The sequence below is a fragment of the Lysobacter sp. K5869 genome (assembly GCF_018847975.1).
Lineage (GTDB): Bacteria > Pseudomonadota > Gammaproteobacteria > Xanthomonadales > Xanthomonadaceae > Lysobacter.
This window is the reverse complement of the sequence record NZ_CP072597.1, coordinates 706,749-732,091: the sequence shown is the minus strand read 5'-3', so window position 1 is coordinate 732,091 and position 25,343 is coordinate 706,749. Positions and strand designations below refer to the sequence as shown.

18 protein-coding genes are annotated in these 25,343 nt (G+C 69.5%); 12 read left to right on the top strand and 6 right to left on the bottom strand.

Annotation, left to right across the window (positions count from 1 at the left end; genetic code table 11):
* Positions 1-24 precede the first annotated feature (24 nt).
* A complete protein-coding gene (locus J5226_RS03105; protein WP_215838403.1) occupies positions 25-891 on the bottom strand; it encodes an alpha/beta hydrolase in 867 nt (288 codons plus the stop codon).
* 118 nt (positions 892-1,009) lie between these two features.
* A complete protein-coding gene (hemH, locus tag J5226_RS03100) occupies positions 1,010-2,020 on the bottom strand; it encodes a ferrochelatase (RefSeq protein ID WP_215838402.1) in 1,011 nt (336 codons plus the stop codon).
* A 184-nt stretch (positions 2,021-2,204) separates the two neighbouring features.
* On the opposite strand from hemH, the gene J5226_RS03095 reads away from it, so the two are divergent.
* From J5226_RS03095 to J5226_RS03070, 6 genes are all read left to right on the top strand, one after another.
* Positions 2,205-3,206 carry a hypothetical protein gene (locus tag J5226_RS03095; RefSeq protein ID WP_215838401.1) on the top strand — a complete coding sequence of 334 codons (1,002 nt, stop codon included), beginning with the start codon at positions 2,205-2,207 and terminating at the stop codon, positions 3,204-3,206.
* A 181-nt stretch (positions 3,207-3,387) separates the two neighbouring features.
* The gene (locus J5226_RS03090) at positions 3,388-4,299 is read left to right on the top strand and encodes a lipid-binding SYLF domain-containing protein (protein ID WP_215840306.1); all 912 of its coding nucleotides are present in this window, start codon (positions 3,388-3,390) and stop codon (positions 4,297-4,299) included.
* A gap of 225 nt (positions 4,300-4,524) precedes the next feature.
* Positions 4,525-4,746 (top strand): Sec-independent protein translocase subunit TatA, encoded by a 222-nt coding sequence (gene tatA / locus J5226_RS03085; RefSeq protein WP_215838400.1) that lies wholly within the window; start codon positions 4,525-4,527, stop codon positions 4,744-4,746.
* A gap of 46 nt (positions 4,747-4,792) precedes the next feature.
* Positions 4,793-5,350, top strand: a complete 558-nt coding sequence (gene tatB / locus J5226_RS25580; RefSeq protein WP_215838399.1) for a Sec-independent protein translocase protein TatB — start codon at positions 4,793-4,795, stop codon at positions 5,348-5,350.
* The gene (gene tatC / locus J5226_RS03075) at positions 5,337-6,122 is read left to right on the top strand and encodes a twin-arginine translocase subunit TatC (RefSeq protein ID WP_215838398.1); all 786 of its coding nucleotides are present in this window, start codon (positions 5,337-5,339) and stop codon (positions 6,120-6,122) included. Before tatB ends, tatC begins: the two co-directional genes overlap by 14 nt.
* Positions 6,119-6,823 carry an RDD family protein gene (locus tag J5226_RS03070; RefSeq protein ID WP_215838397.1) on the top strand — a complete coding sequence of 235 codons (705 nt, stop codon included), beginning with the start codon at positions 6,119-6,121 and terminating at the stop codon, positions 6,821-6,823. Before tatC ends, J5226_RS03070 begins: the two co-directional genes overlap by 4 nt.
* A 6-nt stretch (positions 6,824-6,829) precedes the next feature.
* Here J5226_RS03070 and J5226_RS03065 read toward each other — a convergent pair whose 3' ends face one another.
* Together J5226_RS03065 and J5226_RS03060 are read right to left on the bottom strand one after the other, a co-directional pair.
* Positions 6,830-7,753, bottom strand: coding sequence for a hypothetical protein (locus tag J5226_RS03065; protein WP_215838396.1), 924 nt, complete (start codon positions 7,751-7,753; stop codon positions 6,830-6,832).
* 84 nt (positions 7,754-7,837) lie between these two features.
* On the bottom strand, positions 7,838-8,563 hold the full coding sequence (locus J5226_RS03060; protein WP_255322975.1) for a glutamine amidotransferase: 726 nt from the start codon (positions 8,561-8,563) through the stop codon (positions 7,838-7,840).
* A gap of 119 nt (positions 8,564-8,682) precedes the next feature.
* Between J5226_RS03060 and glyQ the strand changes: the two genes are divergently transcribed.
* Positions 8,683-9,618 carry a glycine--tRNA ligase subunit alpha gene (gene glyQ, locus J5226_RS03055; protein ID WP_215838394.1) on the top strand — a complete coding sequence of 312 codons (936 nt, stop codon included), beginning with the start codon at positions 8,683-8,685 and terminating at the stop codon, positions 9,616-9,618.
* Between the two features lie 112 nt (positions 9,619-9,730).
* Positions 9,731-11,812: a glycine--tRNA ligase subunit beta gene (glyS, locus tag J5226_RS03050; protein WP_215838393.1), complete on the top strand. Its 2,082-nt coding sequence runs from the start codon at positions 9,731-9,733 to the stop codon at positions 11,810-11,812.
* A 170-nt stretch (positions 11,813-11,982) separates the two neighbouring features.
* Here the strand turns inward: glyS and J5226_RS03045 are convergent, their stop codons facing one another.
* Positions 11,983-14,907, bottom strand: a complete 2,925-nt coding sequence (locus J5226_RS03045) for a TonB-dependent receptor (protein WP_215838392.1) — start codon at positions 14,905-14,907, stop codon at positions 11,983-11,985.
* 595 nt (positions 14,908-15,502) lie between these two features.
* Here J5226_RS03045 and J5226_RS03040 point away from each other — a divergent pair.
* From J5226_RS03040 to J5226_RS03025, 4 genes are read left to right on the top strand one after another with little or no spacing between them, the layout of a single operon-like run.
* Positions 15,503-17,404, top strand: a complete 1,902-nt coding sequence (locus J5226_RS03040; RefSeq protein ID WP_215838391.1) for an autotransporter assembly complex family protein — start codon at positions 15,503-15,505, stop codon at positions 17,402-17,404.
* A 27-nt stretch (positions 17,405-17,431) separates the two neighbouring features.
* Positions 17,432-21,328 (top strand): translocation/assembly module TamB domain-containing protein, encoded by a 3,897-nt coding sequence (locus tag J5226_RS03035; protein WP_215838390.1) that lies wholly within the window; start codon positions 17,432-17,434, stop codon positions 21,326-21,328.
* 28 nt (positions 21,329-21,356) lie between these two features.
* The gene (locus tag J5226_RS03030) at positions 21,357-21,911 is read left to right on the top strand and encodes a DinB family protein (protein WP_215838389.1); all 555 of its coding nucleotides are present in this window, start codon (positions 21,357-21,359) and stop codon (positions 21,909-21,911) included.
* Between the two features lie 12 nt (positions 21,912-21,923).
* Positions 21,924-22,400, top strand: a complete 477-nt coding sequence (locus tag J5226_RS03025; RefSeq protein ID WP_215838388.1) for a hypothetical protein — start codon at positions 21,924-21,926, stop codon at positions 22,398-22,400.
* Positions 22,401-22,415: 15 nt separating this feature from the next.
* Here the strand turns inward: J5226_RS03025 and J5226_RS03020 are convergent, their stop codons facing one another.
* Entirely contained in the window at positions 22,416-25,238 is a 2,823-nt protein-coding gene (locus tag J5226_RS03020; RefSeq protein ID WP_215838387.1) for a serine/threonine-protein kinase, read from the bottom strand.
* Positions 25,239-25,343 lie beyond the last annotated feature (105 nt).

Sequence of the window (25,343 nt, the reverse complement as noted above, 5' to 3'; positions counted from 1 at the left end):
GCGCCGGCGTTCCTCGCGCGGAACTCAGCGCGACAGGAACTCGCGGAACAAGGCGCCGACGATGTCCGGCTGCTCCATGTGCAGATGATGCGTCCCCGCCCGCGTGTGCAGCTCGCCGTCGCGCAGCAAGGTCGCGCGCTCGCGCCGCTGCGCGTCGGGCATGTAGCTCTGCGCCGGGTCGGCCCAGACCATGCAGGTCGGGCTGTCGATGGCGCGGATCAGCGCGCGCATCTGCGCCTCGCTCATGCGCTGCGCCGACACCAGGGTGAGGCGCGGATCGCTGCGCCAGACGAAACCGGCCGCGCCGGCGTCGCTGCGCGCCGGCGCGACGCCGCGTTCGACCAGCAGCCGCGCCACCGGCTCGCTCAAATCGTTGGCGATCATGCGCGCCTTGATCGCGGTGGCGATGTCGGAGAACACCCGCAATTGCTTGCCGCCGAGCGCGGCCATGCCGGCGAAGGCCTCGCGCAGACGGGGGCCGACGCGTTCCTCGGGTTCCGACAGCGAGCCCAGCGCTTCGATCAGCAGCAGCTTGTCCACGCGCTGCGGCACCGCCGCGGCGATCATGCTGGCGGTGGCGCCGCCGAGCGAATGGCCGAGCAGGTGGAAGCGCTCCCAACCCAGCGCGTCGGCCACCGCCAGCGCGGCGCGCGCGGCGCCGACCAAGGTGTATTCGGCCGCCATCGGCAAATGCGCGCTGGCGCCATGGCCGGGCAGATCCGGGGCGACCAGATCGAAACCGTCGAGCCACGGCGCCAGCGGCACGTAGCTGGCGGCGTTGTCGAGCCAACCGTGCAGCGCCAGCAGCTTCGGCGCTTGCGCGCGGCCGTTGCGCAGGCCGGCGAGGCGGCCGAAGGCGGTGTCGACGACGAATTCTTGCAAGGCTGCCATTACCGCTTCCCGAGTTGAGCGTTCGCGCGATCGATCCGCCGATCGCGCCGTCCATGATGACACCACGCGGCGATGACGATGCGTGCGACGATGGCGGCTGCGCCGCGCGCCGCCGCGCTCAAGCCGCGCCGGCCGCCGGCCAGTCGGCGAGTTCGCGCTGCACGATGCCGGCCAGCGCCTGCGCATGCGCCGGCGATTCGTTGAGGCAGGGGATGTAGCGCAGCCGTCCGCCGCGCGCGGCGAACTCCTCGGCCAGCATCATCGCCACCTCTTCCAGGGTTTCCAGGCAATCCACGGCGAAGCCCGGCGCGATCACATCGACCTGGCGCACGCCGCGCGCGGCCAGCGCGGTCAGGGTGTCGGCGGTGGACGGCTCCAGCCAGCGCTCGCGGCCGAAGCGCGATTGGTAGCTCAGGCTCCAGGCGCCCTCGGGCAGTTCCAGCGCTTGCGCGATGGCGCGCGCGCTGGCCTCGCACTGGCGCGGATACGGGTCGCCGGCGGCGGCGAAGCGCTGCGGCAGGCCATGGAAGGAGAGCAGCAAGTGTTCGCCGGCGCCGTGGGCGGCGCGATGGCGGCGCACCGATTCGGCGACCGCGTCGACCCACTCGGGATCGGCGTGGTAGTCGTGGACCAAGCGCTTGTCCAGACCTTGCGCGGCGTCGAGCACATCGCCGACCGAGGCCGTGGTGGAGGTCGAATACTGCGGATACAGCGGCAGCGCCAGCACCCGCTTCACCCCTTGCTCGCGCAGCCGCGCCAGCAGCTGCTTCCACGACGGCTGGCCGTAACGCATCGCGTGCAGCACGCGCACCTGCGGCAACTCGCGCTGCAGCGCTTCGGCGAGGCGGCGGGTGTGCACCGCCAGCGGCGAGCCTTCCGGCAGCCACACGCTGGCGTACTTGTGCGCGACCTTGCCGCTGCGCAGCGGCAGGATCGCGAAATGCAGCAGCGGGCACCACAGCCAGCGGCTCATGTCGACGACGCGACGGTCGTGCAGGAATTCGGACAGATAACGGCGCACGGCCGCAGTGTTGGCGGCCTCGGGGGTGCCGAGGTTGACCAGCACCACGGCGGTGTCGGCGCCGGCCGGGCCGGCGGCGGTCGCGTCTGGGCTTGCGTTAGCGGGCATGGGCATAGGATGACATCCGCGGCTGCCGGCGAGGAATCTTTGCCGGATCGAATGTTTCGATCGCAGCCATAGGCGCCGTCGAGCCCGCGGCCGTGGCCGACGAGGCGCGGATGGGGTGTAGTCGCGTCGGCCGCCGATGCGTTGAACGTGATGCCCTGCGTGTGGGCCAACCCAGGAGTTCGCGATGAAGCTTGTCAGTCCGAGTCCGCCGTTCCTCGCCTTCGCCGCAGCGCTGGCCATGGCGGCCGCCTTCTCCGCCGCGGCCCAGCAAGCCCCCGACCCCGATTACGCCCCGCCGGTGCGGACGCCCGCCTATGCCGCCGGCGCCGGCCCGGTCCTGTGCGTGGACGAGGGGCATCACAACTTCCATACGCTGGAAGGCCGCTATCGGCCCTTCGGCGAACTGATGCGCCGCGACGGCTACGCGGTGCGCCCGCTGAGCGCGCGATTGAGCGCGCGTTCGCTGGCGCCGTGTTCGATCCTGGTGATCGCCAACGCCCAACCCAGCGACGCGAGTTGGGACGACTACGCCTCGCCGACGCCGTCCGCGTTCGGCGCGGCGGAAGTGCGCGCGGCGCGGCGCTGGGTCGAAGGCGGCGGGCGCTTGTGGCTGATCGCCGATCACATGCCGCTGGCGGGCGCGGCCGCCCACCTGGCGCGCGCGTTCGGTTTCGAATTCGACGACGGCTTCGCCATGCCCGGTTTCGATGCCGATCCGCAGCGGCGCAAGGAGATTTTTCGCCAGCCCACGCTGTTCCGCCTCAGCGACGGCACCTTGGCGGCGAATGCGATCAGCCACGGCGGCGCGCCGGGCGAGTCGGTGGAGCAGGTGCGCAGCTTCACCGGGCAGGCGTTCCGGCTACCGCCGCGGGCCGAGCCGGTGCTGACCTTGCCGCCGGGCTATTTGTCGCTGCTGCCGGCCAAGCCCTGGAAATTCGACGCCGATACGCCGCGGACCGAGGTCGGCGGCTGGTCGCAAGGCGCGTTGCTGCGACTGGGCAAAGGCCGCGTCGCGGTGTTCGGCGAAGCGGCGATGTTCAGTGCGCAGCGACAAGGCCCGCAGGGCGATCCGATGGGCATGAACGCGCCCGGCGCGGAGCGCAATTACCAGTTCGCGCTCAACCTCGCGCACTGGCTGTCGGGGCGGCTGGATGCGCCGCGCGCGGACGCCGGCGCAGTTCCGTAGCGATTCATCGCCGTCTGGCTAGCCTCAAGCCGATGCCGGAACGGGCGTCCTTGCTTACCATGGCGACCGTGCGCGGTGTCGCGCGTCGACGGCTCGCCCGTGCGGACGTCCGGCGCCGCTTCCGCTTCCTTTGCTTCGTACGTTTTCGTACGCCATGCCGGAGTCTGCCATGCCCCGTCCGTTGCACCGCGTCCTGAGTCTGAGCCTGGCCCTGAGCCTGGGCCTGTCCGCCACCGCCGCCGTGGCCGGTCCCGATGAGGACCAGCGCGCCCGCGACGCGATCCGCGTGCTCGCCGACATCCAGCAGATTCCCGAATCGGCGATTCCCGACAAGTTGTTCGACGAGGCCCGCGCGATCGTGGTCGTGCCCGATACGCTCAAGGTCGGCCTGGTGTTCGGCGGCCGCCGCGGCCACGGTCTGGCCTCGGTGAAGAATCCCGACGGCACCTGGTCCAATCCCAGCTACATCAAGCTCACCGGCGGCAGCGTCGGGTTCCAGGCCGGCGTGCAGTCCTCCGACATCGTGCTGGTGTTCCGCGGCGCGCGCGGCCTGGATTCGATCGTCAACGGCAAGCTGACCCTCGGCGGCGACGCCAGCGTCGCCGCCGGCCCGGTCGGGCGCACCGCCGCGGCCGCCACCGACGGCCAGCTCAAGGCCGAAATCTGGTCGTGGTCGCGCGCGCGCGGCCTGTTCGCCGGCATCGCGCTCGACGGCGCGGTGCTGTCGATCGACGATGCCGCCAATCAGGCGGTGTACGGCGCGGGCAACACCCCGCGCATGATTTTCGAGGGCCGCGCCAGCGGTCAGCCGTCCAACGCCGTGGTCGATTTCCGCGACCGCCTGGAAGAGGCCAGCGCTGCCGCGCGCGCCAAGCGCACCGCCGAGGAGCAGCGGCCCGAGCTCGGCACCACGGTCTATCCCGCGCCCGGCGTGACCGTGGCCGAACCGGCCGGCGCCGCGCCGCGCGCGCCCGCGCACGAGCGCCTCGCCCCGGCCCAGCCGGCGCAGCCGCAACCGGTGCAGGGCCAGCCCACGCCGCTGCGCGACGTGCCGGCGCAGCCCAATCCGGCCAAGGTCGAGCCGCTGCCCTGAATGGCGCCGCGGCGCGCGGGCGGGCCTGCGCGCCGTGACTGATGGCCTATAACGCGGGTTTTCCCGCGTTCGCGGCGCGCGCCGCAACACCGGCTTACCGCGGTTGCGGTATTCTCGCGATCCCGGTCGCGCGCGCCGTTCGCGCGAGGCCGCGGGCCCGCTGATCGGACCAGCCGGCGCCTTTCCACCCGCAGGTTCATCAACAGGTTTCTACAGGACACCGCCATGGGCAGCATGAGTTGGATTCACTGGGTCGTCGTCCTGCTGATCGTCGTGCTGGTGTTCGGCACCAAGCGCCTGGGCAACATCGGCAAAGACGTCGGCGAGGCGGTCAAGGGCTTCAAGAAGGGCATGGCCGACGACGACAAGCCCGAGCAGCTCAACGACCAGTCGCGCAACAGCGACAGCAACGCGTCCGCGCGCAACGACGAGCGCAGCCAGCGCTGATCCGCGCGGCTAGCGCTCCCACGACTCTCCGCACGGCCACTCCGCCATGTTCGACATAGGCTTCTCGGAAGTCTTCGTGATCGCGATCGTGGCCCTGATCGTGCTCGGGCCCGAGCGCCTGCCCAAGGCCGCGCGTTTCGCCGGGCTGTGGGTGCGGCGCGCGCGCGCGCAGTGGTACTCGGTCAAATCCGAGCTCGAGCGCGAACTCGCCGACGAAGACCTCAAGCGCAGCTTGCGCGCCGCCCAGGACGAATTGCGCTCGGCGCAGCAGCAGTTGCGCGACAGCGGCCAGATCCTGCGCGAAGGCGCCGACGATCTGAACCAGCGCGTCGCCGCCGCCGGGACCTCGCCGGCCGCCGCTGCGCAGGCGCAGAACGAAAGCGCCGCGGCGCCGGGCGATTCGACGCAAAGCGATCCGGCGCACGGCGATCCGTCGCAGGTGCCGCACGCGCACGCCGCACCCGAACCCTCGGCGTCGAACCACGCCGAACCGGCGCCTGCGGCACCGGCGCCCGCCGAACCCGCGCACCCCGATTACTACGGCGCCAACCAGCCCGATTACCGCCCCTCCACCGCGCAGACGCCGAACGATGAGCGACGCTGATCCCCGCTCCGGCGATCCCAACGACTACACGCCCGAACCGCGCCTGCTCGATCACCTGATCGAACTGCGCGCGCGCCTGCTGCGCGGCGTCGCCGGTTTGATGGTGGTGTTCCTCGGCCTGCTGCCGTTCGCCAACAAGCTCTACCACTTCCTGGCCACGCCGCTGCTGGCCAAGCTGCCGGCCGGCAGCCAGCTGATCGCGGTGGAAGTGGCCTCGCCGTTCGCCGCGCCGTTGAAGCTGGCGTTCTTCGCCGCGCTGATGATTTCGATGCCGTGGCTGCTGTTCCAGGCCTGGGCCTTCGTCGCGCCGGGCCTGTACAAGCGCGAGAAGCGCCTGGCCCTGCCGCTGCTGGTGTCGGCGCTGGTGCTGTTCTACGCCGGCTGCGCGTTCGCGTTCTTCCTGGTGTTGCCGTCGGTGTTCGGCTTCCTGGTCAAGGTCACGCCGGTCGGCGTGGCGATGATGACCGACATCAACGCCTACCTCGACTTCGTCCTGGTCCTGTTCCTGGCCTTCGGCATCAGCTTCGAGGTGCCGGTGGCGCTGGTGATCCTGGCCTTGCTCGGCTGGGTCACCCCGGCGCAGCTCAAGGAAGCGCGTGGTTACGCCGTGGTCGGCATCTTCATCGTCGCCGCGGTGATCACCCCGCCCGACGTGGTCTCGCAGCTGATGCTGGCGATTCCGATGTGCTTGCTCTACGAGATCGGCATCATCGCCGCCAAGTGGGTCGCCTCCGAGCGCGAGCGTCCCGCCGACGACGCGCACGAATCGTGAGCGCGCCCGGCGCGGCGTCGCCGCCGGCCGGGTTCTGGCCGCGCTACGCGGCGTGGTCGCTGGATGCGGTGTTGATCGCCGCGCTGACTTGCCTGCTCGGCGCCGGCCATTGGCGCCGGTTGATCGAGCAGGGCTCGCGCGCTCACGCCGACCTCAACGCGCGCTTGGCCGAGGCGATGGCGTCCTCGGCGTCGGACGATCTGGCGTTCGGCGGTTTTCTCGGCCGCCTGGGCGAGCAGCCGCAGGTGCATGCGGCCGCGACCGCCGCGACCTCGGCGTGGATCGGGCTGGTGCTGGGCTGGCTGCTGGTCTATGCCGCGCTCGGCCTGCTCTACGAAGTGGGCTTCGTCGCGTTCACGCCGTGGCGCGCCACGCCGGGCAAGCGCGCGCTGGGCTTGTACGTGGCCGCGCGCGACGGCGGCGAACTCGGGCCGGTGCGCGCGGCGCTGCGCTATCTCGGCGGTTCGCTGTCGTGGCTCACGCTCAACCTCGGCCATCTGTTGGCCGCGGGGAAACCCGAGCATCTGGCTTTGCACGACCGCCTCGCCGGCGCCAGCGTGCGCCGCCGCGGCGCCGCGCGCATGCCGGCCTGGGGCTGGGCGTGGTTGGTGCTGCAAGTCGCGGCCACGCTGGCCGCGTGCGTGTGGCTGATGTGGACGCTGCAGGCGTCGCTGGACGCCGCGCTCAACGGCGCGCTGTAACCGCGCTTACGCCTCGAACCGATCCTGCGGCGAGGGCGCCGGCGGCGCCGCGCCGTCGCTGTAGCCGTCCTCGGCGAACACATCGCTCCAGGCGTAGTAGCAGGTGCCGCACATCACCACCAGGAACACTGTGCCATAGGCCGCGAACAGCAGCCACGCGAGCAGATGCCCGAGCATCGGCGTCACCGCCGCGCCGAGCAGCGCCACCACCAGCGCGGCGATGCTGACCATCAGCCCGGCGATCATCGCGCCGAGCATGAACAGCATGGTCGCGAACAGGTACGAGCCCAGATTCCACAGCGACGCGCCGAAGCTGCGCTTGACCGCTTCCGACAGGCTCAGCCCGGTGAACATGATCTGCGGCACCGACACCAGCACCACCGCGGTGCTGAAGTAATAGAACAGCAGCTGCGCCAGCGCGACCAGCGCCGGCTGTTCGGCGGTGGGCACGGTGGTGATGCGGCCGGTGATCGCGCCGCGCACCATCTCCTGGTACTGCGGCCAATAGTCCGCGCCGGTGGCCCAGATCAGCAGTGAGCCGCAGATCAGCGCCAGCGCGATCTGGATCATGCCCAGCAGCGCCAGCGGCAGCGCCTTGTGTAGGCGCAGCGGCGCGAACAAGTCGCGCGCGCGGGCCGGGCGGCCGTTTTCGGCTTCGCGGATCACGTGCATCAGCCCGCCCAGCAGCACCGGCAGGATCAGCACCGCGGCCAGCGCGGCGACGGCGACGGTGGTGATCGCGGTTTCGAAGTCGGGCGCGTCGCCGAACTGCAGCGGCAGGGTGAACACGAACATCAGCAGGTACAGCACCGCGATCAGCAGCAGCGCCGCGCCGAAGATCGCGCGCGGATTGCGCCGGCCAAGGTTGAATGCGCGCATCAGCCATTGCGCGCCGTGGGTCAGCGGCACTTTGCGGACAGAGTGGCTCATCGGAAACGGCTCATCGGATCGGTCCCGGGCGCGGCGGCCCTGACGGGGTGCGGTGCCGGCGCGCTCGCGCCGGCGGCGAAGGGCTCAGCGGCCGTGCAGCGCGCGCGCATGGCCGACGAAACGGCGCAGCACCCGGCGCGCGTGCGGCGCGGCGCTGACCTCGCGCGCGACCGTGCGCGGGCACAGGCCTTCGTTGCGCAGCGCGTCCTGGCGCGCGCGCACGTAGCCGCGCATGTGGCCGGCGCTGAATTCGGGATGGAACTGCACGCCCCAGGCGCGCTCGCCCCAGCGGAAGGCGTGGCAGGCGTCGTGGCTCGAGCGCGCCAGCACGGTGGCGCCGTCGGGCGCGCGCAGCACGGTCTGCAGATGCGTGGCCTGGGCCGGGAAGCTCGCCGGCAGGCCGGCGAACAGCGGGTCGGCGGCGGCGGTGGGGTGCAGTTCCAAATGCACGGTGCCCATCTCGCGCCCGGCCGGATGGTTGCCGACTTCGCCGCCGAGCGCGTGCGCCAGCAACTGGTGGCCGTAGCAGATGCCGAACAGCGGCAGCCCGGCGTGGGCGGCCTCGCGCAGCCACTGCGCGCTGCGTTCGCTCCATTGCGCGCGGTCGGTGACCATCGCGCCGGAGCCGGTGACGATGGCCCCGGCGAAGCCGTCGCGGCCCGGCAATTCGTCGCCGGCTTCGACGTTGACGACCACCGCCTCGTCCCGGCCGAGGCCGGCGGCGACGCGGATCCAATGCGGAAAGCCGCGGTGGCGGCGCATGGAGGGGACCGGCTGGCCGGTCTCAAGGATCAGGAAGGGCGGCTTCACGGGGCGTTGGCGGGCACGGCGGGGGGAGCGCCAATAATGGACCGACAATGGGGGCAAAGTCCTGAAATTACAGGGCTCGCCGCTATACTAACCCGCTTTGCCGCAGCGCAGACCAGACCATGAGCGCGACCGACGCACCGACCCCCGCGATCACCTTCCAGAGCATGATCCAGCGCCTGAACGCCTATTGGGCGGAGCAGGGCTGCGTGCTGATCCAACCGCTGGACCTGGAAGTCGGCGCCGGTACCTTCCACCCGGCCACCTTCCTGCGCGCGCTCGGCCCGGAGCCGTGGAACGCCGCCTACGTCCAGCCCAGCCGCCGTCCCACCGACGGCCGCTACGGCGAAAACCCGAACCGCCTGCAGCGCTACTACCAGTACCAGGTGGCGATGAAGCCCAGCCCCGACAACATCGTCGAGCTGTACTTCGATTCGCTCAAGGCGCTGGGCGTGGACCCGCGCGTGCACGACCTGCGCCTGGTCGAGGACAACTGGGAATCGCCGACGCTCGGCGCCTGGGGCCTGGGCTGGGAAGTCTGGCTCAACGGCATGGAGGTGACCCAGTTCACCTACTTCCAGCAGGCCGGCGGCCTGGAGTGCCGGCCGGTGCTGGGCGAGATCACCTACGGTCTCGAACGCTTGTGCATGTACCTGCAGAACGTCGACAACGTCTACGACCTGATCTGGACCTACGGCCCCGACGGTACGCCGGTGACCTACGGCGACGTGTACCACCAGAACGAAGTCGAGCAGAGCGCCTACAACTTCGAGCACGCCGACGTCGAAGAGCTGTTCCATCGCTTCGACGCCTGTGAGAAGGAAGCGCAGAAACTGATCGAACTCGGCCTGCCGCTGCCGGCCTACGATCAGGTGTGCAAGGCCAGCCACAGCTTCAACCTGCTCGACGCGCGCCGCGCGATCAGCGTGACCGAGCGCCAGCGCTACATCCTGCGCGTGCGCCGCATCGCTCAGGGCGTGGCCGAGGCTTACTACGCTCAGCGCGAGAAGCGCGGTTTCCCCGGCCTGAAGCACGCCAGCAAGGCCGAAGCCGCCTGACCCCGATGAGGCCGCGCTCCCGCTCGCGGGAGCGCGGCCACGGCGACACGCCCACTCAAGAATCTTCCGGCGCCGTCCGCAGGACGCGCGGCGACACCGCAAAGGCCACCGCATGAGCACGACCCAACCCCTCCTGATCGAACTGGGCACCGAAGAACTGCCGGTCAAGGCGCTGCCGGGCCTGGCCCAGGCCTTCTTCGACGGCGTGCTCGACGGCCTGCACAAGCGCGGCGTCGCTTTCGACCGCGACGGCGCCAAGCCGCTGTATACGCCGCGCCGTCTGGCCGTGCGCTTGAACACGGTGGCCGCCCAGCAGCCCGAACAGCGCAGCGAAGTGCTCGGCCCCTACCTCAACATCGCGCTCGACGCCGACGGCCAGCCGACCAAGGCGCTGCAAGGCTTCGCGGCCAAGGCCGGGGTCGAGTGGACGCAGCTGGAAAAGACCAGCGACAACAAGGGCGAGCGCTTCGTCCACCGCGCGGTCAAGCCCGGCGCCGATACCGCCAGCCTGCTCGCCGAGATCGTGCGCGAAGCGCTGGCGGCGATGCCGATTCCCAAGCCGATGCGCTGGGGCGACCACGACTACGGCTTCGCCCGTCCGGTGCATTGGCTGGTGGTGTTGCTGGGCAAGGACGTGGTGCCCGCGCACGTGCTCGGCGTGAGCAGCGACCGCATGAGCCGCGGCCATCGCTTCATGCACGACAAGCCGGTGTGGTTCAGCGCGCCGGAGGACTATGTCGAATCGCTGCGTGCGGCCCATGTGCTGGTCGATCCGGACGAGCGCCGCGAGCGCATCGTGCGCGAGGTCGAAGCCGCCGCGAGCGCCGACGGCGGCCGCGCGCGCATCGACGAAGGCATCCTGGAAGAGGTCAACGGCCTGACCGAATGGCCGGTCGCGGTGGCCTGCGGCTTCGAGCGCGAGTTCCTCGCGGTGCCGCAGGAAGCGCTGATCGCGACCATGGAAGCCAACCAGAAATTCTTCCCGGTGCTCGACGCGCAGGGCCAGCTGACCGAACGCTTCGTCGGCGTGGCCAACATCGAAAGCCGCGACCCGCGCGAGGTGCGCAAGGGCTACGAGCGGGTGATCCGTCCGCGTTTCGCCGACGCCAAGTTCTTCTTCGACGAAGACCTCAAGCAGGGGCTGGCGTCGATGGGCGAGGGGCTCAAGACGGTCAAGTATCAGGACAAGCTGGGCAGCGTCGCCGATAAGGTCGCGCGGGTGACCGAACTCGCGCGCTCGATCGCCGCGCAGGTCGGCATCGATCCCGAACAGGCCGCGCGCGCCGCGTCGCTGTCGAAGAACGACCTGCAATCGCGCATGGTCAACGAATTCCCGGAACTGCAGGGCATCGCCGGCCGCTACTACGCCCAGGCCGCGGGCGAGAGCGCGCAGGTCGCCGACGCGATCGACGAGGCCTACATGCCGCGCTTCGCCGGCGACGCGATCGCGCCGTCGGTGCTGGGCCGCGTGGTCGCCATCGCCGAACGGCTGGACACCTTGGCCGGCGGTTTCGCCGCGGGCTTGAAGCCGACCGGCAACAAGGATCCTTTCAGCCTGCGCCGCAACGCCTTGGGCTTGGCGCGCACGCTGCTCGAAGGCGAACTCGACCTGTCGCTGCGCGCGCTGCTGGCCGAAGCGATCAAGCTGCAGCCGTTGCAGAAGGGCAGCGACGAAGCCGGCCTCGACGAGTTGACCGAATTCGTCTACGACCGCCTGCGCAACTACTACGGCGAACGCGGCATCGCGATGGCGCAGCTGGAAGCGGTCAGCGCCGTCGCTCACGGTTCGCTGCTCGACTTCGACCGCCGCCTCACCGCGCTGGCCGAATTCGCCAAGCTGCCGGAAGCCGAAGCGCTGGCCGCCGCCAACAAGCGCAGCCGCAACATCCTCAAGAAGGTCGACGGCGCGGTGCCGGAAGCCATCGATGCGGCGCTGTTCGCCGAACCGGCCGAGCGCGAGCTGGCCGAGGCGGTGGACGCCGCGGTGTCCGACACCGATCCGCTGCTCGCGCAGCGCGATTACGTCGCCGTGCTCGGCCGCTTGGCGCGGCTGCGGCCGCAGGTCGACGCGTTCTTCGACAAGGTCATGGTCAACGTCGACGACGCGGCGGTGCGCAACAACCGGTTGGCGCTGCTCAAGCGCTTGTCCGACCGGCTCGGCGGCGTCGCGGCGATCGAGCATTTGTCGATCTGATCGCTGTCTTCGCGGCGTAGAAAAAGGCCGGCCTTCGCCGGCCTTTTTTTGTCCGCGGGAAACGGGGCCGGCGGTTCCAACGCGAACATCCGAAACAAAAAAAGAGGGCCGGCTTGCGCCGGCCCTCTCTTCACTGCTTTACGCGAACGACGTTCGTCGTTACCCGCGGATCAACGGAACTTGTAGTTGAAACCGACGTAGTAAGCGCGACCGATGGTGTCGTACACGCCCGAACCGAACGAGTTGCCGTACATCGCCAGCGGCGGGTCGGAATCGAACAGGTTGGTGATGCCGCCGTAGACGTTCCAGCCGGTGTCGGCGAAGTCGTAGCTCACGCGCACGTCGTGGACCACGCCCGAGCCGGCCTTGGCCGGGGCCAGGAAGAACGGATCGTTCTTGTAGGTGTCCCAGTCGGTCTGACGGGCGACGCCGGAGACGTAACGGGTGTTCCAGGTGCCGGTCCAGGCTTCGCGGTGGTAGGTGACGCCGAGGTTGGCCTTCCACTTCGGATAGCCCAGCGCGCCCAGGTACTCCACCTTCGCGCCCGGATCGTTCTGGAACGGGTAGTCGGTGTAGTTCAGGGTGCGGGTCGCATCCAGCTGCCACGACATCTTGCCGCCGAACAGATCGTGCGTGTAGCTCGCGCCGATGTCGATGCCGTCGGTTTCCTTGGCCGCGATGTTCTGATAGATCGCGGTCACGAACGAGATCTGGCCGTCGGCGCGGCGCTTCACGTTGGAGCAGTAGATGTTGCCGATGCCGCCTGGGGTGTCGACGCAGCGCTGCGCGGTCTGCTCGAAGTCGAGCAGCGAGATCGCGTTGCGCAGCTTGATCTTCCAGTAGTCGACGTTGAGGCTGAAGCCTTCCAGGAAGGTCGGGGTGAACACGAAGCCGTAGGTCCAGGTGCGGCCGGTTTCGGGTTCGAGGTTCGGGTTGCTGCCCGAGAGGCCTTCGTTGGTGCCGGTCACCTGGTCGGTGAAGTTCGCCGGCAGGCCCAACAGCGCGCAGTTGGCGGCGCGCACGGCCGGGTCGGAGCCGCGGCCGATCTGCTGCGCGTCGCACGGGTCGTCGATGAAGCCGAAGTTCTGGCTCTGGCCGCCGAACAGCTCGCCGATGTTCGGCGTGCGCACCGCGGACGAGGCGTTACCGCGCAGACGCAGGCTGTCGTTGATCACCCAGTCCAGGTTGTAACGCCAGGCGCGGGTGTTGCCGGTGGTGTCGTAGTCCGAGAAACGGACCGCGCCGCCGAGGGTCAGGTTCTTGATCAGCGGGATGTCGTGCAGCAGCGGCACCGCGGTTTCGATCCACAGTTCCTTGACGCTGTAGCTGCCGCGCGAATCCGGGATCGCGTTGAGGAAGGTCAGGCCCTGCTTGTCCAGCGCGTCGTTGACCTGGTCGCTGGTCTCGCGGCGGTACTCGACGCCGGCGGCCAAGCTCATCGGGCCGGCGGGCAGTTCGAACAGGTTGTTGTTCACCAGCGAGCCGCCGGCGACGAACTGGGTCAGGCGGGTCTTGGCGCGGGTGGTGACGTTGAACCAATCGCGCGCGGCCTTGCTGATCGCGCCGTCGCCGAAGATCGAGAACGGAACGCAGTTGGCGATGGTCTCCGGCGTGAGCGTCAGGCCGAGATTCTCGAAGTTGGCGTTGACGAAGGTCGGATCGATCTGCGAGCGGCAGACGATCTTGCCGTTGGCGTCCTTCACCGCGTCCAGGCCCGCGTAGAAGCGTTCCATGTAGCGGTTGTTGAGGTTGTCGCGGGTCTCGGTGGTGCGGCCGTAGTTGACCGACGCGTCGTACTGCCAGTCGCCCTTGCTGCCGAGCACGCCTTCGGCGCCGAGGACCAGGCGCAGGGTCTTGCGCTTGGTGTCTTCGCCGCGCAGGCCCGAATCGTAGTCGTCGCGCGAGACCACGAAGCCTTCGCCGCCGGTCAGCGCATCCAATGCCGGCGACACGTAGGCGTTGTCGTGCTCAATGAAGTGGCCGCCGTAGGTGCCCCAGGTGTTGAACGCGGCGGTGCCGAACGACTTGGAATTGGCCTGGTTGTACAGACCTTCCACGTACAAGCGGTGGTTCTCGGTGACGTCGAAGCTGCCGGCCAGGTTCAGCGTGGTGCGGTCGAACTTGGGCTGCAGCTGGTTGGCGCGGTTGCTGTCGTTGTGGTCGCAATCGGTGCAGCGGCGGCGGCCGGTGTCGCGCAGGCCGTCGATGCGCAGCGGACGGTAGCTGCCGTCCGAATTGAACACGTACAGGTTGTTCGGATTGCTGAAGCTGCCGGTGCGCGAGAACACGCCGCCGGTGGTGAACTCGTACGAGCCGCCGTTCTTGAAGTAGGAACGCGCGTACTTGCCGCCCGGGGTGTTCAGCGTGGTCAGGTCTTCGTTGCCGAAGCGATCGCGGAACTGCAGGTCGTCCTGGCGCGCGTGCTCCAGCGAGGCCGCGATGTTGCCGCGGTCGTCGGCGAAGTTGGTGCCGGCGGTGACCGCGAACAGCGACTTGCCGAAGCTGCCGTGCTGGCTGCTGCCGTACTGGGCGTGCAGGTTCACGCCTTCGTACTTCTTCTTGAGGATGAAGTTGACCACGCCCGACACGGCGTCGGCACCGTACACCGCCGACGCGCCGCCGGTGATGATTTCCACGCGCTCGATCCAGTCGGCCGGGATCAGGTTGGTGTCCACTGCGGTGTCGCCGGCCATGGCGCCGACCATGCGGCGGCCGTTGACCAGCACCAGGGTCCGCGAGGTGCCCAGGTTGCGCAAATCCTGCATGGCGATGCCAGCGGTGCCGATGAAGCGGCTGGAGTTGCCCATGGTGAAGCTGGTCGCCAGCGCCGGCATCGTGGTCAGCACGTCGCCGATGTTCACAGCGCCGGTGGCCTTGATGTCCTCGGCGGTCAGCACGCTCACCGGCTGTGCGGAGACCACGTTCGGGTTGGAGATGCGCGAACCGGTGACGGTGACCGTTTCGATTTTGGTGATGACCGGGTCGATCTTCTTGATGTCTTCGCCCGAGCTCGGACCGGTCTGCTGCGCGTACGCGGGCGCGGCCATGCCGACCAACGCGGTGCACACCGCGATGGTGAGATGCTTTCTGTTCACGAAGTGGACTCCTGGAATGTGCAGTGACATTGCTTCCCTACCTAAAAACTTCCTTGCTGGAAGAGGGTGGGTGATCGTTATTTAGGAGAGACCCCGAGTGACCGATCCGCAGCCCCCTGCACGATCGATCAGTTTCCCCTGACACCGAAATTACGTCTTCTTAACGCTGAGTGCAATTAACCTGAAAACTGTCAACCAAATTTGCTAATGGATACAGGCCGTTACAGCGTTCTGTGTTGCGTATCTCATTGATTTTTGGTGCTGCCACCGCAGTCTCCATAAGCGGAGGCGGGATGGCGCCGAGCATGCCGACAGACTCGGCAAAGTGGCGGGGGCCGGATAATTGCGCCGCAGCGGACGCCGAAAAGGGGCGTCCGAGACGCCGGCCGAGCGGACCCGCGAGGCGGATCCGGCGTTCGGCGAGTCTTGGGGATTGGGCCAGCAGCGGGACGGAGGGGCTCGCGGTGCGAAGCGCAGGTGGATCCGCAGCGCCTTCCATCGTCCTTGCGCGGCGTAGACCCGGTCGCCGCTAATCTGAACGCGGCCCCCGAATTTTCGTAAGCCATACCCGCCGTTACCGGTTATTCTGCGCGCTATGCCATTGATTCCCCGTCTCTTTCTCGCCGGCGCCTTGAGCCTCGGGGCCGCCGGCGCGGCTCAGGCGGCCAAAGTCGACAAAGTCGAAATCCACGGCCTGGACGAGGCGATGACCCAGAACGTACGGGTGTCGTTGTCGCTGGTGGACAGCATCGGCAAGGAGGTCTCCGGGCGCCGCCTGGGCTACCTGCTGCGCGAGGCCGAGAACGAGACCCGCGAGGCGCTGGAGCCGTTCGGCTACTACTCCCCGACCATCAAGATCGTCGACTCGCGCGGCGACCGCGTGGCCGCCCCGGCGGCCGGCGACGACCCCAACGCGCCGGGCGAGCGCGACGCCGCGGCCGCTCCGGACGCGGCCCCGGCCAGCGCCTCGCGCGCGAACTCGCCGCCGATCTCGGTGACCATCAGCGTCGACAAGGGCGAGCCGGTCAAGGTCCGGCGCTCGGACATCGCCGTGGTCGGCGCCGGCAGCGACGACCGTTACCTCAAGCAGGATCTGGCCGCGTTCCGGCCGGGGCCGGATCAGGTGTTCGAGCACGCGGCGTACGAGGCGAGCAAGACCAAGATCAGCCGGCGGCTCGCGGAACGAGGTTACTTCGACGCCGATTTTTCTTCGCGGCGGGTGGAGGTGACGCGCGCGGAACACGCGGCCGACATCGACTTGGTCTGGACCAGCGGCCAGCGCTACGACATGGGCGCGATCGGCTTCGAGCAAACGCCCAAGCGGATCATCCGCGACAGCCTGCTGCAGAAGCTGGTGTATTGGGAACAAGGCAGCTACTACCACCAAGGCAAGCTCGACCGCTTCCGCGAATCGCTGGCGCGGCTGGATTACTTCTCCAGCATCGACATCGAGCCGCTGCCGGATCAGGCGACCGACGGGCAGGTGCCGGTCAAGGTGACCCTGACTCCGGCCAAGCGCAGCATCTACACCGCCGGCGTCAGCTACGGCACCGACAGCGGCGCCGGCGTGCGCCTGGGCGTGGAGCGGCGCTACGTCAACGATCGCGGGCATAAGGCGCTGGCGCAGATCGACTTCGCCCAGCGGCGCAAGACCGCGACCTTGCAGTACCGCATTCCCGCCTTCGCCTGGCTCGACGGCTGGTACACCTTCAGCCTGCAGGGCAGCGACGAGCAGACCGACTACATCGATTCGCGCCGGATCGAACTGGTCGCCAGCCGCAGCGGCAAGATCGATCAGCATTGGACCGCGACCGCCTCGCTGCACGGCCTGAGCGAACGCTGGGCGTACTACGACGAACTCGACGGCGGCGTGGACGCGCGCGAGGCCTACCGCACCGCGACTTTTCTGTATCCCTCGCTGCGCGCCGAATACGTCGACGTCGACGACAAGCTGTATCCGCGCAGCGGCATCAGCGCCACCGGCATGATCCGCGGCGGCCTCAAAAGCGTCGGCTCGGACGCGAACTTCCTCCAGGCCCACGTCACCGGCCGCTGGTTCAAGGGCCTGGGCGAACGCAGCCGCTTGATCGCGCGCGGCGAGATCGGCCACACCTTCACCAGCTCGCTGACCGCGATGCCGCCGTCGCTGCGCTTCTACGCCGGCGGCGACCGCAGCATCCGCGGCTACGAGTGGCGCGAGGTCGGCCCGCGCATTCCGGCGGGCGACGGCCGCAAGGCCTACGCGCTCGGCGCCAAGAACGTGGTCACCAGCAGCCTGGAGTACGAGCAGTACTTCAACGAAAGCTGGGGCGGCGCGGTGTTCGTCGACAGCGGCAGCGCGTTCGACGATCAAAGCGATTTCAAGATGCGCACCGGCGTCGGCTTCGGCGTGCGCTGGCGCTCGCCGGTGGGTCCGCTGCGCATCGACATCGCGCGCGGCCTCGACGATCCGGATTCCGGTTTCCAGCTGTACCTCAACATCGGCGCCGACCTGTAAGGCGCGCCCAGGACGATCCCGCAGCACATGAGCGACACGCCCCCGCCGCCGCCGACCCCCACCGCGCAGGAGTTGCTGCTCGAACGCCGCCGCCGTCGCCGCGCCGCGGCCAAGCGCTGGGCTTGGCGCAGCAGCCTGATCGCCGCCGCGCTGACCTTGCTGATCGCGTTCGCGGTGTATTGGCTGATCGCCACCATCGCCGGCCGCGACGTGCTGTTGAACCAGATCGTCTCGCGCCTGCCGGCCGACTCGAGCTTTACCTGGAAGGCCGCCGAAGGCCCGCTGTCGGGCCCGCTGACCTTGCGCGGCGTGCGCTTCGCTTACAAGAAAACCGTGTTCACCGCCGAGCGCATCTACCTCGATCCGGCGCTGCGCCCGTTGCTGGGCCGCAAGCTGCGGCTCGACGCGATCCAGGTCGAAGGCGCAACGCTCGATATCGAAAAAAGCGACGAACCCTTCGAGCTGCCGCGTTGGCCCGACGTGCTGCCGCAGATCGAGCCGCCGCTGGCGCTGCAGGCCGACGACGTGCGCATCGACGGCTTCAAGATCGCCCAGGCCGGCGAGCATCTGATCGACATCCGCCAACTGCGCGCCGGGCTCGACGCGCAGTCGGGCAAGCTGCACGTGGAGAAGCTCGTCGCCGACACCGACCGCGGCCGCTTCACCGCGCACGGCGATTACCAGCCCAGCCGCGATTTCAAATCCGACCTCACCGTCACCGCGGTGCTGCCGAGCGCGCCGGGCCGCACGCCGCCGCGCTTGGGGCTGGTCGCGCGCGGCGACCTGTCGCGCATGGACGTCGCGCTGGCCGGCGCCGCGCCGGGGCCGGTGCGCATGACCTTGACCCTGCGCGGCAAGGAAGAGGCGCCGGACTGGCGCCTGCACGCGAACGCCGACGCGCTCGACATCGGCCTGCTGACGTCGCCCGACGCCAAGCCCAGCGACACGCCGATGGCGCTGCGTTTCGACGCGCAAGGCACCGGCGGCGTCGCCGCGCTGGAAGGCGAATTCCGTCAGGGCGACATGGCGGTGACGGTGCTGCCGTCGAAGCTGTCGCTGAAGGAACAAGTGCTCGACGTGCAGCCGCTGGCGCTGCGCTTGTTCGACGGCACCGCGACGCTGCGCGGCCACGCCGATTTCACCGACGCCGACAACGGCCAGTTCAAATTCTCGGTCAACGCGCGCGGCCTGACCTGGGGCGGCAAGGCGCCGCCGACCACGCTCAAGTCGGTCGCCAAGCCCGCGCAAGCGCCGCAGACGCCGGCCACGCCGGCGGTGACGCTGGACACCGCGGACCTCGGCTTCGCCGGCACGGTCAAGCAGTGGGCGGCGATCGGCACCGCCAAGCTGGTGCGCGACAAGCAGGCGGCGACGGTGGAATTCGACGGCCGCGGCGACGATCGGCGCATGACGCTGAAATCGCTCAAGGCCAAGATGCCGACCGGCTTGCTCGACGCCAGCGGCGACGTCGCTTGGGCGCCGAAGCTGAGTTGGGACGCGAAGGCCGCGCTGTCGGGCTTCGATCCCGGCTATTTCGCGCCGGAGTTCAAGGGCGCGATCGACGGCAAGCTCGCCAGCACCGGCACCACCCGCGACGACGGCGGCCTGGAGATCCAGGCCAGCGCCGAACAGCTCGGCGGCCGCTTGCGCGATCGCCCGCTCGGCGGCCGCGGCCGCTTCGTCCTGCGCGGCGCGGCCACCGGCAAGAGCGGCGATGCGTACGAAGGCGAGGTCGCGCTGAGCCTGGGCGGCAGCAAGCTCGAAGCCAAGGGCAAGTACGCGCAGGCCATCGACGTCGACGCCAAGTTCGCGCCGCTGCTGTTGAACGATCTGCTGCCCAGCGCGGCCGGCAGCCTCAACGGCACGCTCAAGCTCACCGGCGCGGCCGATGCGCCGAACGTCGATGCCGATCTCACCGGCAGCGGCATCAAGTACGGCGATTACCAAGCCGCCAGCTTCAGCGCCAAGGGCAAGCTGCCGTGGCGCGGCCGCGGCGGGCAACTGGCGGTGCGCGCCAGCGATCTCAACGCCGGCATCGCGCTGTCGTCGCTGAGCCTGGACGCGCAGGGCGCGGTGGAAGCGCTGCAACTGCAGGCGCAGGCGCGCAGCGAGGTGGCGAACCTGGATCTGTCCGGCCACGCCGACAAGCGCGGCGACGTCTGGTCGGGCGCGCTGGCCTCGCTGCAACTGGCGCCGAGCAAGGGCGCGAGCTGGCGCTTGCAGCAGGCGACCGCGTTCCGCTGGGACGGCCGCAGCGGCGGCTTCAACGATGCGTGTCTGGCCTCCAGCAGCGGCGGTTCGCTGTGCGCGAGCGCCGATTGGCCGCGCCGCGGCGTCGAACTCAAGGGCCACGGCCTGCCCTTGCTGCTGGCACAGCCGTACCTACCCGAACGCAGCGACAAACGGCCGTGGGTGCTGCGCGGCGAGATCGCGGTGGACGGCGAACTGCGCCCGGCCGGCAACGGTTGGCGCGGCAGCTTCGACGTCAGTTCCGCCGGCGGTGGTTTGAAGTTCAGCGAACGCGCGCGGCGCGAGTTGGTGCGCTACAACGCGCTCTCGCTCAAGGCCAGCTTCGACACGCAAAAGCTCAGCGCCGAACTCAAGTCCGGCTTCAACGACGACGGCCGCATCGAGGCCACGCTCAACACCGGTTGGGACGCCTACGCGCCGCTGTCGGGCAACATCGCGGTGGACACCGACGAGCTGACTTGGTTCGAGCTGTTCTCGCCCGACATCGTCGAGCCCAAGGGCAAGCTGGAAGGCCGCATCGGCCTGGCCGGCACGCGCAGCAAGCCGCTGTTGAGCGGGCAGGCGCGCTTGTCGGAATTCACCACCGAAGTGCCGTCGCTCGGCATCGTGCTGCAGCAGGGCGACGTGCGCCTGGACGCGCTGCCCGACGGCAGCGCGCGCATCGCCGGCAGCGTGCGCTCGGGCGAAGGCACGCTCAACGTCGACGGTTCGCTGGGTTGGCAGGGCGACGACACGCCGCTGGTGCTGAACCTGCGCGGCACCAATGTGCTCGCGTCCGACACCCGCGATCTGCGCGCGGTCGCCAATCCCGAACTGACCGTGCGCTACGCGGCCAAGCAGCCGCTCAACGTCACCGGCAAGGTCACCATTCCCTCGGCCCGCGTGGATCTGGAGCGCTTGGACCAGGGCGTGTCGGTATCCGAGGACGTGGTCGTGCTCGATCCGGTCGATCCGGCGGACACCGGCTCCTCGCCGCTCGAACTGGACCTGACCTTGGCCGTCGGCGACGACGTCAAGCTCAACGGCTTCGGCCTGGAAGGCAAGCTCGGCGGGCAGATGCGCGTGCGTTCGCGGCCGGGCCGCGAGATGACCGCGAGCGGCGCGCTGACCATCGAAGGGCGCTACACCGCGTACGGACAGAAGCTGCAGATCACCCGCGGCAACTTGGCCTGGAACAACGGCCCGGTGTCCGATCCGATCCTCGACGTGCGCGCCGAGCGCGAAGTCGGCGCGGTCAAGGCCGGCGTCGACATCAGCGGCCGGGTGAGCGCGCCGCAGGTCGCGGTGTGGTCCGATCCGGCCAGCTCGCAGTCCGAAGCGCTGGCGTACCTCACTCTCGGCCGCCCGCTGTCGTCGGTGACCGGCGACGAGAACAAGCAGCTCAACGCCGCCAGCGCCGCGCTGTCGGCCGGCGGCGGCCTGCTGGCCTCGCAGCTCGGCGCCAAGATCGGCCTCGACGACGCAGGCGTCAGCGAAAGCCGCGCGCTGGGCGGCTCGGTGCTGGGCGTGGGCAAGTATCTGTCGCCGCGCTTGTACGTCGGCTACGGCGTGTCGCTGCTCGGCACCGGGCAGGTGCTGACCTTGAAGTACCTGCTGCGCAAGGGCTTCGATATCGAGATCGAATCGAGCACCTTGGAGAATCGCGCGTCGGTGAATTGGCGCAAGGAAAAATAAGCCGCGCGGCATCGACGGAGAGCCCGGCATGAACCTGCTCGAACACACCCGCTGGATGGCCGACTACAACCGCTGGATGAACCAGCGCGTCTACGCCGCGGCCGCGCGCTTGCCGGCCGCTGCGGTGAGCGAGGATCGCGGCGCGTTCTTCGGCTCGATCCTGGGCACGCTCAACCATCTGATGATCGCCGATCGGATCTGGCTGCACCGTTTCGCCACCCATCCCGCGCGCTTCGCCGCGCTGGACCCGCTGCGCATGTGGCCGCGGCCGACCGACCTGCGCGCGGTCGAGCACGACACGCTGCCCGCGTTGCGGGACGCGCGCGAGGAGCTCGATGCGACGATCGTGGAATGGGCCGGCGAGCTGAGCGAGACCGACCTCGATCACGTGCTGGTCTACGCCAACACCAAGGGCGTGGTGTCGCGCGTGCGCTTCGGGCTGCTGCTGATGCACTTCGCCAATCATCAGACCCATCATCGCGGGCAGATCACCACGTTGCTGACGCAGGCGGGCGAGGATGTGGGCGGGACCGATCTGCTCGAGTGGATCCTGACCCGCCAGGCCGTCGATCCGAATCGATAAGCGAGAGACGATATGCCTGGAACGTTCGAGCGCCTCGAGCCGAAAATCCTCGAAGGCCTCAAGTACGCGCTGATCGCGGCGATAGCGATCTTCGGGGTCGTGCAGCTGTGGCGCGAGGACAATCTCGACGAACGTTCGCCCAAGTGGTCGGTGGCCGCGTTGCGCGCGCAGTTCGACGGCCTCGCGGTTCCCGACGGCGCTCGCGCCGTGGGCCCGACGAACGGCCTTGAGAAAGGGATCCTGACCGGTTTGGATCAAACCTATTCGATCCCGCGATCGCGGGCGGAACTGTTCGACGGCTATTCGCGGGCGCTGGCCGCGCAAGGTTGGCGGCAAGTGGAGAACGGCCCTGCCGCCATCGCGTTCTGCCGCCAGCGCGTACGCCTGAGCGTGGCGCTGTTGCAGGAGCAGCAGGCCGAGACGGTCTATCGGCTTTCGTTGAACTGGTCCAACCAGAGGCACAACCGCTCTTACTGCGCGGCCCCTTGAGCGCCCGCGGGCCGGTCACCCCGCGCAAGCGTCGCGAATCGCCTGCACCTCGCGCAACACCTCGCTGCCGTCCGGCCGCGCCTCGCCGATGCTGCGCAGCAAGCCGTCCAGGCGTGCGCGCGCCTGACCGCGCTGGTTGCCGGCGCAGCGCAGCTGCGCGGCGTAGGCCTGCGCGCGCCAGCCGAGTTTGCGCAGGGCTTCGTCGTTGATCGGCAGCTCCGCCAGCGAATCCAGATGCGCCAGCGCGGCGGTGTCGCCGGCCGCGGCCTGCAGGCGCGAGAGCGAGAGTTCGGCGGCGCGGGTGCGCGGGTCGCGTTCGCCGTAGGCCTTGCGGGTCAGGGCCAGCGCGCGTTGCAGGTGCGCGGTCGCGCTCTCGCGCGCGCCGGCGGCGAGGTCGGCTTCGCCGAGCAGGCGTTCGGATTCGCCGACCGGCCCGGATTCGGCGCCGTCCTGGCGGATGCGCAGGCGTCGCGCCTGTTCCAGCAAGTCGCGCGCCTGGGCGTCGCGGCCGGCTTCGATCAGCACTTGCGCTTGGTCGCTCATCAGCGCGGCGAGCGGTTCGGGCCGCGGGTCGCGGCGGGCGATCTGCGCGGCGCGCTCGAGTTCGGTCAACGCGCGCTCCAGGTCGCCGCGTTCCCAGGCGACCACGCCCTGCGCGTGATGCACGCCGGCCAGTTCGGCCTGATCGGCGCCCTGGCGCTGAGCGAGCAGGCCGCCGATCAACTGCAGCTCTTTTTGCGCCAGCACGAACTGGCCCTGATCGATGTGCAGCGCGGCCAGTTGTCGGCGCACGTCGAGGGTGGCGGGATGTTGCGCGCCGTTGACCTCCAGCGCGATCGCCAGCGCGTCGCTGGCGTCGCGTTCGGCGTCGCCGAGCTGGCCCAGCCCGCGCCGCAGCGCGGCCAGATTGCGGCCGATCTCCACTTGCAGCGGATGGCGGTCGCCGACGCTTTGCTGCAGCTTGCGCCGCGCCTGCTCGAAGCCGAGCAAGGCCTCGCGGCTTTGGCCCGCGTCGGCTTGCAGGCCGGCGAGGTCCATCAGGTTCTCGACTTCGCCCACGTCGGTGTTCTCGCGCATCTCGCGGCGGATCGCCAGCGAGCGCTCGAACAATTGCCGCGCGCCCTGGCGCTCGCCGTTGGCGCGGCGGCAGCGGCCGAGTTCGGAATAGAACTCGCTGGTCTGCAGCGGCAGTTGCGCCTGCTCGCGGCGGGCGAGGTCGAGCGCGGGCTGCATCAGCGCGGCGCAATCGCGCGGCTGGTTCAACAGCCGCAGCACTTTGCCGCGCTGGTTCAGCGATTCCAGGCGCAGGCTGTCGGGGATGTCGTCGGTGGAGGCGATCACCTGCGCCTGCCGTTCCAGCAGATTGCGCGCTTCGCTGTAGTCGCCCAGGCCGGTGCGCATGCGCGCGATCACGCCGAACAGCTCGGCGCGCGCGCGCGGCTGCCGCGCGAGCTCGCGGTTGCCGCGCACCACCGACGCGTCGAGCAGGCCGCGCAAGTCCAGCGCCTCGCCTTCGGGGGTGCCGCGCGCGCTCTCGAACAGGCCGACCATGAAATCCTGCATGGCCTGCGCGCGCGCCGCTTCCGCCACCGCTTCGCGCGCTTGCCACGCGACCACGCCGAGCGAGGCGCTGAGCACGACGGCGACCAAGCCGGCGGTCGCCAGCGCCCAGCGATGGCGCGCCATGTACTTGTTGACCCGGTAGCGCACGCTCTGCGCGCGCGCCAGCACCGGGCGTCCGGCCTCGAAGCGCTGCAGGTCCAGCGACAGCGCTTCCACCGAGGGATAGCGCTGCTCCGGCCGCTTCGCCAGGGTCTTGAGCACGATGTTGTCGAGATCGCCGGCGAGCTGCTTGCCGAGCCGGCGCAGCGAAATCGGATCGAGTTCGGGATCGTTGGCGTCGGCGTAGCGCAGCACCGCTTGCGACGGTTTCAGCGGATCGGCGGCGAGGATCGCCTCTTCCCATTCCGCGTCGGTCTGGCGCTTGAGCTTGTACGGCTTGGAATCGGTGAGCAGTTCGTACAGCACCACGCCGAGCGAGTACACGTCGGTCATGGTGGTGACGGGTTCGCCGCGCACCTGTTCGGGCGCGGCGTAGTGCAGGGTGAAGGCGCGCGCGCCGGTGCGGGTCTGCTCGGGCAGCGGCACGTCGTTGCTGTCGAGCAGCTTGGCGATGCCGAAATCGAGCAGGCGCACGTCGCCGGCCGGCGTCACCAGGATGTTGGACGGCTTGAGGTCGCGGTGGACGATCAGGTTCGCGTGCGCATGGCTGACCGCGTCGCAGATCTGCTGGAACATGCGCAGGCGCTTGTCCAGCGGCGTGCGCTGATTGCGGCAGTAGTCGGTGATCGGCTCGCCTTCGACGTACTCCAGCGCCAGATACGGCAGGCCGTCGCGGGTCACGCCGGCATCGAGCAGGCGCGCGATGTAGGGATGCGCCAGACGCGCGAGGATCTGCCGTTCGCGGGTGAAGCGGGTGCGCAGGTTGATGTCGGTGAGGCCGGGGCGCAGCAGCTTCAGCGCGACCCGGCGCTGGTACAGGCCGTCGGCGCGCGAGGCCAGCCACACCTGGCCCATGCCGCCTTCGCCGAGCAGGCTTTCCAGGCGATACGTGCCGACTTCCACGCCGGGGCGCATGCCGGTCTGCTGCGGCGCTACCAGCGGTTCGGACAGGAAATCTTCGTGGCCTTCTTCCAGGCCGATGAGCTCAGTCAACTCCGCCGCCAGCGACGGATCGTCCGCGCCCAACTCGCGCAGCCGTTCGGCGCGCGCATCGGGTTCCAACTCGAGCAACGCATCGAGCAGCGGCGAAAGACGCAGCCAGCGTTCGGCGTCCATCGCCTCAGCCGCCCGCCCGGTTGCGCGCGATGGCGGCGAAGCGCGGCGATGGAACGGCGGCGATCACGATCATGGCGTTGCGCATTCCTTGCAGGCGCGCACCGC